The organism is Aeromonas sp. s8, from assembly GCF_040907785.1.
Classification (GTDB): Bacteria; Pseudomonadota; Gammaproteobacteria; order Enterobacterales; family Aeromonadaceae; genus Aeromonas; species Aeromonas veronii.
In genome coordinates, this window is sequence record NZ_JBFOCL010000030.1 from 92739 (window position 1) to 105284 (window position 12546).

At 60.5% G+C, this 12546-nt stretch carries 14 protein-coding genes; 8 read left to right on the forward strand and 6 right to left on the reverse strand.

Features of this window, described 5'->3' with window-relative positions:
- Positions 1 to 2: 2 nt before the first annotated feature.
- The 4 genes from AB5Y86_RS10145 to blrA form a co-directional block, all read right to left on the reverse strand.
- Positions 3 to 482, reverse strand: a complete 480-nt coding sequence (locus tag AB5Y86_RS10145; RefSeq protein ID WP_219296855.1) for a DUF1566 domain-containing protein — start codon at positions 480 to 482, stop codon at positions 3 to 5.
- 83 nt (positions 483 to 565) lie between these two features.
- Complete coding sequence (blaOXA, locus tag AB5Y86_RS10150) at positions 566 to 1360, reverse strand: OXA-12 family class D beta-lactamase (protein WP_368192793.1); 795 nt, start codon at positions 1358 to 1360, stop codon at positions 566 to 568.
- An 80-nt stretch (positions 1361 to 1440) separates the two neighbouring features.
- Entirely contained in the window at positions 1441 to 2862 is a 1422-nt protein-coding gene (blrB, locus tag AB5Y86_RS10155; RefSeq protein WP_368192794.1) for a beta-lactam sensor histidine kinase BlrB, read from the reverse strand.
- Positions 2859 to 3533 (reverse strand): beta-lactam response regulator transcription factor BlrA, encoded by a 675-nt coding sequence (gene blrA / locus AB5Y86_RS10160; RefSeq protein WP_157161682.1) that lies wholly within the window; start codon positions 3531 to 3533, stop codon positions 2859 to 2861. Before blrA ends, blrB begins: the two co-directional genes overlap by 4 nt.
- A gap of 122 nt (positions 3534 to 3655) precedes the next feature.
- Here blrA and AB5Y86_RS10165 point away from each other — a divergent pair, with 122 nt between their 5' ends.
- Positions 3656 to 4429, forward strand: coding sequence for a DeoR/GlpR family DNA-binding transcription regulator (locus tag AB5Y86_RS10165; protein ID WP_064335026.1), 774 nt, complete (start codon positions 3656 to 3658; stop codon positions 4427 to 4429).
- A gap of 56 nt (positions 4430 to 4485) precedes the next feature.
- Entirely contained in the window at positions 4486 to 6318 is a 1833-nt protein-coding gene (glmS, locus tag AB5Y86_RS10170; RefSeq protein WP_368192795.1) for a glutamine--fructose-6-phosphate transaminase (isomerizing), read from the forward strand.
- Positions 6319 to 6391: 73 nt separating this feature from the next.
- Here the strand turns inward: glmS and AB5Y86_RS10175 are convergent, their stop codons facing one another.
- The gene (locus AB5Y86_RS10175; protein ID WP_005339360.1) at positions 6392 to 7168 is read right to left on the reverse strand and encodes a LuxR family transcriptional regulator; all 777 of its coding nucleotides are present in this window, start codon (positions 7166 to 7168) and stop codon (positions 6392 to 6394) included.
- A 210-nt stretch (positions 7169 to 7378) separates the two neighbouring features.
- Between AB5Y86_RS10175 and AB5Y86_RS10180 the strand changes: the two genes are divergently transcribed.
- Genes AB5Y86_RS10180 through AB5Y86_RS10205 form a run of 6 tightly spaced genes read left to right on the forward strand, consistent with a single transcriptional unit; the run spans position 7379 to position 12206 of the window.
- Entirely contained in the window at positions 7379 to 8140 is a 762-nt protein-coding gene (locus AB5Y86_RS10180) for a DUF3450 domain-containing protein (RefSeq protein ID WP_005339362.1), read from the forward strand.
- Complete coding sequence (locus AB5Y86_RS10185; protein ID WP_368192796.1) at positions 8137 to 9441, forward strand: MotA/TolQ/ExbB proton channel family protein; 1305 nt, start codon at positions 8137 to 8139, stop codon at positions 9439 to 9441. Before AB5Y86_RS10180 ends, AB5Y86_RS10185 begins: the two co-directional genes overlap by 4 nt.
- A complete protein-coding gene (locus AB5Y86_RS10190; protein ID WP_005339367.1) occupies positions 9438 to 9968 on the forward strand; it encodes a MotA/TolQ/ExbB proton channel family protein in 531 nt (176 codons plus the stop codon). Before AB5Y86_RS10185 ends, AB5Y86_RS10190 begins: the two co-directional genes overlap by 4 nt.
- Entirely contained in the window at positions 9965 to 10366 is a 402-nt protein-coding gene (locus AB5Y86_RS10195) for a biopolymer transporter ExbD (protein WP_005339369.1), read from the forward strand. Before AB5Y86_RS10190 ends, AB5Y86_RS10195 begins: the two co-directional genes overlap by 4 nt.
- Positions 10363 to 11025, forward strand: a complete 663-nt coding sequence (locus tag AB5Y86_RS10200) for an energy transducer TonB (RefSeq protein ID WP_005339371.1) — start codon at positions 10363 to 10365, stop codon at positions 11023 to 11025. The genes AB5Y86_RS10195 and AB5Y86_RS10200 overlap by 4 nt, the downstream gene beginning before the upstream one ends.
- A 2-nt stretch (positions 11026 to 11027) precedes the next feature.
- Complete coding sequence (locus AB5Y86_RS10205; RefSeq protein WP_368192797.1) at positions 11028 to 12206, forward strand: hypothetical protein; 1179 nt, start codon at positions 11028 to 11030, stop codon at positions 12204 to 12206.
- A 151-nt stretch (positions 12207 to 12357) separates the two neighbouring features.
- Here the strand turns inward: AB5Y86_RS10205 and AB5Y86_RS10210 are convergent.
- On the reverse strand, positions 12358 to 12546 hold a 189-nt coding region (locus AB5Y86_RS10210), incomplete at its 5' end, for a hypothetical protein (protein ID WP_227016271.1).

Genomic DNA, 12546 nt, shown 5'->3' on the forward strand with positions numbered 1-12546 from the left:
GTTCAGGGGTGGGAGCGCACCAACCGAGCGGCTTGGGCGAAACGATCGGTATGGCCGTCGATCAGCCCGTGCATAAAGTCGATGTAGTAGACCAGTTCAGGCATCTCCTCAATGGAGCTGGAGGTCCAGTAGGGGGCTGAATTTTCCCCGTTGTCATGGATATCGGAGAAGAAGCGCGGGTCTGTCATCGGCGCCCGGCAATCTTCGTCGAGCAGGGTGAAGAGCTCCTCGATGGTGGGGAGTCGCCACCCCTCGCCAAGGCGGGCTGCTTCATCTTTGGCTTCAAGCAGCGTCAGCAGGGCCGGTGTGCCCACGCACCCTTTCCCCTCCTGCCACTGGCTGCCGAGGCTGCACGCCTGCCATTCGAGCTGGTTTAGCCGATCATGGATGATTTCTCCCTGCCGTGTCAGGCGGTCGGAGAGATCACAGGCAGCCAGCGCCATGCTGGCCGGAAGCCAGATCAGCAATAGAAATAATTTCATGTTTGTCTCGTTTACGAATGACGGTCAGTCCGTCGCTGGTGGGCTGACCGTGGTTATCGGGGTTTATCTGGCGGGAAGCGAGCTCACTGCTTTTTAAGTCGTGCAGGCAGGGCGGCCAGCACCTCTTCTTTCGCTTTGAGGGAGGCGAACTGCTTGCCGGGCTTTTGCACCACGGTATGGACGAAGATCAGTTGTTTGCCCGGTTTGCTGGCCCAGCCGACGAACCAGCCGATCTGCTGATCGCGGTTGAGGCTGCCATCCAGCTTCTTCGGGTAGCCCATGCCGGTCTTGCCGTGGATCTGCCAGCCGTCGATCTCGCTCACCTTGAGGATATTGGCGGTGTACTGCAGGGTCTGCGCCGAGACCGGAAGCTTGCCGCTCAGCATCTTGCCGAGGAAGCGGGCCTGCTCCTCCGGACTGATGGCGAGGCTGGAGCTGAGCCAGGCCTGGGTCAGGCCGTCATGTTTGCCCGGATTACCGGAGAGATCCCGGTTGCCGTAGTCGAAGCGGTCGACATATTGCTGGAAGCGCTCCATCCCCAGCCATTCGGTGAGCTGCTGGGAAAACCAGACCACCGAGTAGGTTTCCCAGCGGCGCGGGGTGGTGGTTTCACGCCAGGCGGGCAGCCAGCCGTCATAGCTCGGTTTGTAGGGCAGCGCCGGATGCTCTTCATCCACCAGATAGCCACTGTCGTAACCCATCAGCGCCAGCGGGATCTTGAAGGTGGACGCGGGCGGCAGCTGGCTGGAGCAGTCCCCTTCGCTGGAGAGGGTCTGGCCGTTGCCGTCGGCATAGAGAAAGCAGCCGCTGGCGGCGGAGGCAGGCAGGTCTGCGAGCAGACCGGCAGCCAGCAGGCTGGAGAGAAGCAGGCGGGACATAGCATTTCCTTGAGCAAATGGATGAGAGAAAGCGGCAGTCTAATGCCGCTTTGTGTGGGGAATGTGAAGTTGCGGGGGGACTAGGCGAATGGCAGCCAGAGTTCCGCCAGCGCGCCTCCTTCCGGCCGGTTGCTCAGGGTCAGACGGCCGCCATGCTGGTGGGCTACCTCATGGGTGAAGCTAAGCCCCAGACCACTGCTCTTGCCCTTGTCCGGTCGTGGCAGGGAGTAGAAGCGCTCGAAAATGCGCGGCAATGCGTAGTCGGGAATGCCGGGGCCGCAGTCGGTAACCCGAAAACAGTAGCCCTCCTCCTGCTGGCTGCCGCTCAGGGTGACCTGCCCGTTGGCGGGAGAGAAGTCGATAGCGTTATCCAGCAGGTTGCCGATGGCCTGCTCCACCAGCAGCGGATCCCACTTCTGTTTCGGCGCGCTGGCCAGCTCGGCCACCAACTCGACCTGACGGCGCTGGGCGATGATCTGGCGAGCATCGAGGGTGCGCTTGCCCAGTTTCGCTGGCTCCACCGACTGGCGATCCAGCCCCTGCCCCGACTCCAGCCGCGCCAGTTGCAGCATTCGCTCGATCAGCTGCTGCATGCGCGCGGTTTCCAGATTGATGTTGCCGATAAACCGTTTGGCAACTTCGGGGGGTGGCGTTTCGGCCAAAATCTCCCCTGCCCCGCGAATGGCCGCCAGCGGGCTCTTCAGCTCGTGGGTCAGGCTGTGCACATAGGCTTCGATGTAGCTTTTGCCATCGAGCTGGTGGCGCATGGTTTCCAGCGAGCGGCCGAGCCGATCCAGCTCGACGGTGTGCAACTGCGGCAGCGGTGCCGCCTCCCCCTTGCTGACCGAGTCGGCATAGTGCACCAGCTTGCCGATGGCGCGGTTGAGCCACCACACCAGCAGGCTGCCGATCAGCAGCGAGATGAGCAGCATCTGGCCGCCGGCCCGCAGCAGCTCCTGTTCCCCCCGCTCGATGGCTGGCATCAGGGTGCGGTTGGGTTTGGCGACGGTGAGGGAGCCGATGATCTCGGCCCCTTCCCGCAGCGGTGCAGCCACATACATGGTCGAGCTGGCGGCATCGTCGGGATCGGTGCGGGTGCTGCGGGCGCCATACTGGCCACGCAGAGTGCGGTAGACATCGTTCCAGCGGGAATAATCCTTGCCCAGATCCGTGCCGTCGGAGTCGTAAATCACCATCCCCTGCCGATCCGTCACATAGATGCGGTACTCCGCCTGCTGCTTGAGGTGGCCGTCGATCATCGCATTGATGGGATTCTGGTTGAGGCGGGCGAAGGCGCTGGCCAACCGCCCGTTCATCATATTGCCCTCTTGCAGGTCATCGAGCGCGAGCGGCGCCAGCAGCTGGGTCATGTCGACCAGAGTATCCTCGGTGGCGCTGCGCACCCCGGGTTTTATCTCCTCGACGAAGATCTCCAGTACAAACCAGGCGGCCAGCGCGAAGATCAGCAGCAGGCCGCACAGCAGTTGCAACCCGAGTCTCATGCCAGCTCCAGGCTGTAGCCCAGCCCGCGGTGGGTGAGGATCAGGTTGGCTTCTGGATCATGTTCGCGCAGCTTGGCGCGGATGGTCTTGATGTGGGTATCGACGGTGCGATCAAGACTCTCCTCCGCATCCTGCCACACCAGATCCATCAGCTGCTGGCGGGAGTAGACCCGCCCCGGCGCCTGCATCAGGGTCTTGAGCAGTAGATATTCGTAGCGGGTGAGGGCCAGCGGTTGGCCGCGAAAGTGAATGCGGGCCCGCTGCTCATCCAGTACCAGCAGGGTGCTGGGCTGGGGGGCGACCGGCTGGCTGCGGCGCAGGATGACCCGCACCCGGGCACACACTTCCCGTGGCGAGAAGGGTTTGGCCACATAGTCGTCGGCACCGATCTCCAGCCCGATCAGTCGGTCTATCTCCTCGCTGCGGGCGGTGAGGAACATCAGGGGGATATCGGTCAGCGCCCTCACCTGCTTGCAGAGTTCGAAGCCGCTGATGTCGGGCAGCCCCACATCGAGGATCAGGAAGTCGGGTCGCGTCTGTTCCAGTCGTGTCAGCAACTGCTGGCCCAGCATGAACCACTCCACCTCGAACCCGTCGGTCTGCAGGGCGTAAATCAGGGTGTCGGCGATGCTGGCCTCATCCTCCACCAGCCAGATGACTCTCTTTTGCATGGCATCCTCGTCGCAAATTGGCACCCCATTCTGGCATCGAACCAAATCGGATCCTATTTGCTGTTTTATTTTTCCGAAAAAGGGGCTAATATTTCGATGTTCTTTCGAATCGAAACTTAAAAATGACCAAACGTAATACTCAACAACGCCGACACACCATAGTGACCCTGGTACAAGAGCAGGGTGAAGTGAGCGTCGATGCCCTCGCCAAACACTTTTCTACCTCCGAAGTGACCATCCGTAAAGATCTGGCGGTACTGGAGACCGGCGGTCTGCTGCTGCGCCGTTACGGTGGTGCCGTTCCCTTGCCGAACGAGATGGTGGTCGAGGTCAACCCTGAACAAGTTTCGAACCGAAAGTTAGCCATTGCCCGTGCGGCGGCCGAGCGGCTGCGTGATCACAACCGCGTCATCATCGACAGCGGCAGCACCACCAGCGCCATGATCCCCATGCTGGGCAACAAGCGCGGCCTCATCGTGATGACCAACTCCCTCAATGTGGCCGGTGCCCTGCGCGAGCTGGAAAATGAGCCTACCCTGTTAATGACCGGTGGCACTTGGGACCCTCACTCCGAATCCTTCCAGGGGCAGGTGGCGGAACAGGTGCTGCGCTCCTACGACTTCGACCAGCTCTTTATCGGTGCCGACGGCATCGACCCGGAGCGTGGCACCACCACCTTCAACGAGCTGGTGGGCCTGTCGCGGGTTATGGCAGAGGTATCGCGGGAGGTCATTGTGATGGTCGAATCGGAAAAGATCGGCCGCAAGATCCCCAATCTCGAACTTCCCTGGTCGAGCATCCATACCCTGGTGACCGACGAGGGGCTGGCCAGCGAGGCCAGAGAACAGATTCAAGCCCAGGGGGTGACGCTTATCTGCGCCCCGGTCACTTGCTGACATCGAGCTCTGAACCATCCAACTGACTTTACGATTTGCATCTCAAGGAGAAGTGTATGTGTGGCATCGTCGGGGCTGTTGCCCAACGTGATGTGGCTGAAATTCTGGTAGAGGGCCTGCGCCGTCTGGAGTACCGCGGTTATGACTCAGCCGGTGTGGCCGTGTTCAGCGCCAACCAGCCGTTGCAGCGGGTTCGCCGTCTGGGCAAGGTGGCCGAGCTGGCCAAGGCGCTTGACGAGCAGTCCGTCCACGGCGGTACCGGCATCGCCCATACCCGCTGGGCCACTCACGGCGAGCCCTCCGAACGCAATGCCCACCCCCACGTTTCCGAGCATATCGTGGTGGTGCACAACGGCATCATCGAGAACCACGAAGAGCTGCGGGAAGAGTTGAAGGCGCTGGGTTATGTGTTCAGCTCCGACACCGATACCGAGGTGATTGCCCATCTGGTCCATCACGAGCTGAAGAGCGCCGGCAGCCTGCTGGCCGCTATGCAGACTGCGGTGAAGCAGCTGCGCGGTGCCTACGGTACCGTGGTCATGGATAGCCGCGACGACAGCCGCGTGGTGGTTGCCCGCTCCGGTTCACCGCTGGTGATCGGCCGCGGTATCGGCGAGAACTTTATCGCCTCCGACCAGATGGCGCTGCTGCCGGTGACCCGTCGTTTCATCTTCCTGGAAGAGGGTGATGTGGCCGAAGTGACCCGCCGCGACGTGCACATCTTCGATACCAACGGCAACGCCGTGGTGCGCGAAGAGCAGGAGTCCGAACTATCCCACGATGCCGGTGACAAGGGCGAATACCGTCACTACATGCTCAAGGAGATCCACGAGCAGCCCAAAGCGATCACCAACACCCTGGAAGGGCGTCTGGGTAGCGATCACGTGGTGGTCGAATCGTTCGGCAACGGCGCGCGTGCCATCTTTGACAAGGTCGAGCACGTGCAGATCGTTGCCTGCGGCACCTCCTATCACTCCGGCATGGTGGCTCGCTACTGGTTCGAAGAGATCGCTGGCGTCTCCTGCGATGTAGAGATCGCCTCCGAGTTCCGCTATCGCAAGTCGGTAGTGCGCCCCAACAGCCTGCTGGTGACCCTCTCCCAGAGTGGCGAGACCGCCGATACCCTGGCCGCCCTGCGTCTGGCCAAGGAATCCGGCTATATGAGCTCGCTGGCTATCTGCAACGTGCCGGGCTCCTCGCTGGTGCGTGAATCGGATCTGGCCTTTATGACCCGCGCGGGGGCAGAAATTGGTGTGGCCTCCACCAAGGCATTCACCACCCAGCTGGCTGGCCTGCTGATGCTGGTGGCCTCCGTCGGTCACTGCCGTGGCCACCTGAGCACCGCCGCCGAGGCTGAACTGGTCAAGGCGCTGCAAGCCCTGCCGCTGCGTATTAAAGAGAGTCTGGCGCTGGCCAAGGATATCGAAACCCTGGCCGAAGAGTTTGCCGACAAGCAGCACAGCCTGTTCCTCGGCCGCGGCAGCCAGTACCCCATCGCCATGGAGGGGGCGCTCAAGCTCAAAGAGATCTCCTACATCCACGCCGAAGCCTATGCCGCTGGCGAGCTGAAGCATGGCCCGCTGGCGCTGATCGATGCCGAGATGCCCATCATTGTGGTGGCGCCGAACAACGATCTGCTGGAGAAGCTCAAGTCCAACGTGGAAGAGGTGCGCGCCCGTGGCGGTATCCTCTACGTGTTCGCCGATGCCGATACCGGCTTCAAGAGCGACGAGACCATGCGGGTCATGAACCTCAACCATGTGGAAGAGGTGATCGCCCCCATCGTCTATACCGTGCCGCTGCAGCTGCTCTCCTATCACGTTGCCCTGATCAAGGGGACTGACGTGGACCAGCCGCGCAACCTGGCAAAATCGGTGACCGTTGAGTAAGTCACTTTTGATAAGTCACTTTCTGAAATGAAAAAGAGCCGCAATTGCGGCTCTTTTTGTTGCTGCTGAGGGGTTACGACAGCCGCAGGTTGGTGATGGTGACCTCGTCGAGGGAGGGCACTATGATGCCGCTGGTGATCCCTTTGGCGATGGCCTGACTGCGGTTCTTTGAGTCGGTCTTGTTGGTCACCTGGGTCAGGTGAAAGTTGACCGTCCGCTCACTGATGCCGAGGATGGTGGCGATCTCCCAGGAGGTCTTGCCCTCGCTGGCCCAGAACAGGCACTCCTTCTCCCGATCCGACAGTTCGGTCAGGTATTTCATCATATCCGGTCTGCTTTTTATCAGTTGCAGCGCGGAGTTGAAGATGTAGCTGGCGCAGAACGACAGCAGCGGAACATTTTCAAACATCAGATCGGAGTTGGATTTGTCCTTGGTGATGAATGAGAGGATGCCGTGCTCCCCCTGCGGGGTGTGTAGCGGAAAGGAGACGCCATTGCGTACCCCGAAATCGGCCGCAAGGTTCATCACGTCGCGGCTGGCGCTGGGTAGCCAGGGCGAATCGCAGTCGAGCTTGTTCCAGAAGATCGGCTGGGTCTGTTTCAGCCCCAGATAGACCACCGGATCCTGGGTCAGATACTGGTTTTCGCTGTAGGCGTCAAACCAGGTGGTCGGACAGTTGTTGAACAGTGCCACGTGGGATTTTTGCATGCTGATGGGGAAAATAATCAGCAGCCGAAAGTAATCAAAGCCCATTTGATGACTGAAGCGCTCCAGCAGTTGCTGGATATCGCTGGTTTTTGTTGCCTTGGTGAACTTGTCGATATGTTCCCAGATCGCATCGTTGAGCATTACTTTCTCCTTTTTCGATCTCTATCACACTGATCGAAAAGATTTTTTATCGTTATTTATATTTGTGCGGTGGCTATTGGAGCCACTTATTCCGTGCGTGCTTAAAAATTATCCTGTTTTTGTGCATAAAGGCCAAGAAAATCCTCTCGTTGCCAGTCCGCCCTGCATTTGAGATAATGATAATAGTTATCATTAGTAAGATGTATTTCAATGAACAAATTATGGGGTGTGGCCCTGCTGCCACTGTCAGTCCACTTTGCTGCCATCGGGGATGAGCTGGTTGCTCCCGCCCTCAAGAACAGCATAGCTGCCGGGAAAGCCTCCCAGCAGCGGGTGGAAAAAGCCGCCGATGCCGCCGTTGCCGCACGACTGGAGCTGCAAAATGCCCAGCTTCAACTACGCGACCTCGAAGCCTACAACCGCTACATGCAATCTCTGGTGGCCGATCAGCAAAATGAGCTGGGTAAATTGAGCCAGCAGCTGGAAGCGGTGCAAGAGACCCGTCAGGGCTTGATTCCGCTGATGTTGCAGATGCAGGCAGATCTGGAACAGCTGGTGCAAAACGACATCCCGCTGCGCAAGGAAGATCGGCTGGCGCGGGTTGAACAGTTGAAAGCGACCCTGGCCCGTGCAGACGTTAGCGAGGCAGAGAAATTCCGTCAGCTGCTGCAGGCCTATCAGATTGAAGCCGAATACGGCAGCCGGATGGACAGCTATTCCGCCGAGCTGGAGCTGGATGGTGCTCCGCGTCGGGTCGATGTGCTGGCGCTGGGTCGGGTCTCCCTGCTGGCAATGACGGCCGATCGCAGTCAGGCATGGCGCTGGTCTGCCGAGTCTAAGCAGTGGCAAGCCCTCGACAGCCAGTGGCTCTCCCCTATCGCCGAGGCGATGGATGTGGCCGCCGACAAGAAAGTTCCCCAGTTGCTCAATGTCCCCCTCTCTGTCAGCCGTAGTCAGGAGGCCCAATCATGAGAGTCACCATGAAGTGGTTCCCCCTCCTTATTGCTCTCTCCTGCGGTGCCAATGCCGCTGTCGCTGATGAGTGGCAGCAGCAGGAACAGGCTCGTGAACAGCAGGCTCAGCAAGATCTGGCGACCGTTGCCAAGGAGCTTGGCACTGCCCGCGCCAGACTGGCCGAGGCCCAGCGCTTGAGCAAGGAGCTGGCTGGCAAGTTCGCCAGCAACGAGAAGCAGCTGGTCGAGTTTAACGCCCAGTGGGAGCAAGCCTCCGGCGACATGAACGAGATCTTCGCGGTCACCCGTCAGGGCGCCAGCGATGCAGTCAAGCTGCTGAGCGAATCCGCCGTCGAGGGCCAGTACCCGGAGCGTCTCGCCCCGCTGAAAGCCATGGCACAGGATAAACAGGTGCCGGATCGTGCTGCTCTCGCCCTGCTGCCCGCCACGCTGCTGCAGGAGATCCGCGAATCTGGCCGGATTGCCCAGTTCAACGGCAAGGTGCTCGATGCCCAGGGGGCTGCCAGCGAGCAGTCGCTGACCCGGGTTGGCAGTTTTGCCCTGCTGGGGAGCGAAGGCTTCCTGCAACCGACCGCCGAAGGCTTGAGCCCGGTACTGGGTCTGCCCGGTAGCGTGCTCTCTGCCGTTGCGGCTTATCAGGGTCAGGAAGGGGAAGCGCTGCCGCTGGATCCTTCTCATGGCACTCTGCTGGCGATGCTGGCACAGGCGCCCACCTTCTGGCAGCAGGTACAACAAGGTGGTCAGGTCGGCGCCATTATCGTGCTGTTGGCCGCCATCGGTTTGGGTATCGCTGCGGTACGGCTGTGGAGCCTCTCCCGAGAACTGGGTCGGGTGCGCCGCCAGCTCAAGAGCGGTGAGTATCACGCCGACAACGCCCTCGGCCGGGTGCTGACGGTGGCAGACAAACACCCCGAGCTGAGCATGGAGACCCTCGAACTGCGTCTTGATGAGGCAATCCTGCAGGAGACTCCTCGTATGGAGCGCGGCATCGGCATGGTCAAGGTAATCGCGGCCATCGCCCCCATGCTGGGTCTGCTCGGTACCGTGACCGGTATGATCGGCACCTTCCAGGCCATCACCCAGTTTGGTACCGGCGATCCCAAGATCATGGCGGGAGGCATCTCCATGGCGCTGGTCACCACGGTACAGGGTCTGGTGGCGGCCATTCCGCTGATCCTGGCCCACAGCCTGCTGCAATCGCGCTTCACCGAGCTCTCTAATGTGTTGGAGCAGCAGGTAGCCGGCATTCTGGCCGAGCGCGCCGAGAGCAATAACGGCGGGATGGAGCGAGCAGCATGATGCTCGACATCTGGCAACAGCTGCAGAGTTTCATGGGCCGTGGCGGCCCGGTGCTCTGGGTCATTCTGGCCCTGCTGGTGCTGATGTGGATTTTGATGATCGAGCGGCTGCTCTACCTCAATCTGGGTTTTGGCCCCTTGCAGCAACAGCTGCTCGGTCGCTGGCAGGCCCGCAGCGAGCGCCACAGCTGGCACGCCCGGGCGATCCGCAGTCGCTGGCTGGCGCAGGCGGAGCTGGAACTGAACCGTCATCTGATCTTCATCCGCACCCTGGTGGTGCTCTGCCCCATGCTGGGGCTGCTGGGCACTGTGACCGGCATGATCGGCGTATTCGATGCGTTGGCTGCGGCCAACCGCTTTAACCCGGAGAGCATGGCAGGTGGGATCTCCCGCGCCACCATCCCCACCATGGCAGGCATGGTGGTGGCCCTCTCCGGCGTGTTGTTACTCAGTCGGCTCGAGAGTCAGGCCAAGCGTGCGCTGGCCAAGACCCGGGACGGCCTGCGAGAAGAGAAGGTAATGCAATGAGACGGCAATCCAAACGCCAGCGTGACGAAGTGCAGATCGACATGACCCCCATGCTGGATATCGTGTTCATCATGCTGATCTTCTTTATTGTCACCACCTCCTTCGTGCGCGAAGCCGGGCTCGAGGTGCACAGACCCCAGGCCAGTCAGGCCAAGGCGCAGAAATCTTCCAGCATCATGCTGGCGATCGGGGCTCAGGGTCAGATCTTCCTCGACCGCAAGCAGATCGATGTGGAGCGGGTACAGGCCACCATCGCCCGTCTGCTGGCGGAGCAGCCCGATGCCAGCCTGGTGATCCAGGCCGACGAGCGAGTGCCCCATGGCAAGGTGGTGCGGGTGATGGATGAGGCCAAGGCGGCAGGCATCGCCAATATCGCTGTGGCGGTGGCGCCGAAATGAAATACAAGCTGATGAGCCTGGGGCTGGGGATTGCCCTCAGTCTGGGTATCCTGCTGTTCATGGCCACCCTGGTTGAACCGCCCCGAGGCGAAAAGGTGGCGAGCGAGCAGAAGCCCATCGTCATCAATATGCAGAACGAGGTGACCGAGGTGCAGGTGCGCGAGCGTCCGGTACCGCAGGAACCCGAGCCTCTGCCAGAGCCTCCCGCTGCATTGGCCTCGACACCGCTGCCGATGCCCGCTGCAGCCCCCTTGGCGGCCGTTGAGCCGAGTCTGGATCTGGTCTCCAGCCTCAGTGCGGTGCAGGTCTATGCCCCCGGCGTGGCGACCAGTACCGCACCGGTATTGAGTGGCAACTACCACGGCCAGCAGCAGGGAGCGGGTATCGGCGCCGGTGACATGCTGATGCCGCTGCAACGGATCGAGCCGGTCTACCCCTATCGTGCCCAGCAGTCAGGGATCGAAGGATTCGTCACCCTGCGCTTTAGCGTGAATGCGGAAGGTGGCGTGCAGGATGTGGAAGTGGTCGAGGCCAAGCCCAAGCGTCAGTTCGAGCGGGCGGCCATTCAGGCGATCAACAAGTGGCGCTATCAGCCGAGACCGGGCGCTACCGACAAGCTGGTGCAAGTCATCACGCTCAAATTCAAACTGGAGTCATAACTATGTTGCGGATCTGGATCTGTCTGCTGGCCCTGGTCGGCCAAGCCTGTCTGGCGATGGAGGTCAGCCCTCACTTCTCCCGTCAGCTTGAACCCGTGATGAAGCTCTATCAGTCCGGTCAGTGGCAACAAGCCCAGAGCAAGGCGTCCGGCCTCAAGCCAAATAGCGATGCCGAGCGTGCCTGGCTGGCGCAGTTGCAAGCCTCGCTGGCGGCCAATCTGCAACAGACCGCTCAGGCGAGCCGTTATGTCGAACAGGCTCTTGCCTATAAAGAGTGGCCCGAGCAGCAACAGCTCCAGCTATTGCGGCTGCGCGGCGATATTCAGGCCCAGCAATCCAACTGGTCTGGCGCCATCGCCAGCTACAAGGCGGCACTGGCACTCAAACAAGACGATGGGCTGCGCCTGCGTCTGGCCGGCCTCTATTACCACAACAAACAGTATGGTGACGCTGCCAGCCAGAGCGAACAGTTGTTGAAGAAGGGTTGGCAGAAGCAGGCCGCCATCATTCGTCTCTCCGCCCTCACCGCCCAGCAACGTTATTGCGTGGCGGCCGATCAGGCGGCCGAGCTGATCCGTCACGAGCCGACAGAGAGCAAATGGTGGCAGCAGGCGGTGTCGCTCAACCTCTCCGCCAAACGTGGCGATCAGGCGTTGGCTCTGTTGCAGACTGCCATCGACAGAAAACTGATGGATGATGCGTCTGCCCGCAATCAGCTGATCCGTCTCTATGCCTGGCAAGGGCTGCCTTATCGTGGGGCCCGTCTGCTGGAAGCGGCTATGGCCAAGGGACAGATGAAGCAAAGTGCTGAAAATCGCCAACTGCTGGCTCAATTGTGGGAAGGTGCCCGGGAGTGGTCACAAGCGGTCGATAGCTGGCAGCTGCTCGCCAACCAGCACGGTCAGCCCAAAGCCGCCATGCGCGCCGCCGAGCTGCTGCTGCAACAGGGCAAGACTGATGCTGCCATGACCCAGCTCGCAGCCATCACGTCGGTGAAGGGCGAGCAAGGCAATCGCGCCAAAGCGCTGCTGGTGCAGGCACACCTCAATAAGGAGCAGTATGCCCAGGCGCTGGAACTGGCCCGTGAGCTGCAGCAACAGGATAACTGGCAGCAGAAGGCAACCAGCTGGGTCAACTATATCCGGGCACAAAGCGAAGAATTGAGCAAAAAAGCGGCGTAAAAGAGATGCCAAGGGGTTGTTTTGGGGCGTTCAGTTCGCTTTTTCAGCAAACGAACGCATTTTTGCAAAAAGCCCTTGTCATCCCGGCGCGGCTCCCTATAATGCGCCCCTACCAGCACGGCGGAACACGCCAACCTGATGAGCCAGCTTCCTAGCGAAGTGGGCGCCGAAAGAAAAGCGAAAACAATCGCTTGACTTTCGAAGTGAGAAGCGTAATATGCGCCTCCTCAACGCGGCAAGCGTGACGCTCTTTAACAATTTGAATCAAGCAATCTGTGTGGGCACTCACAGCATCGAACATCAAAAACAATTTTTGATTTTCAATGTCTGGTGAAGTGAC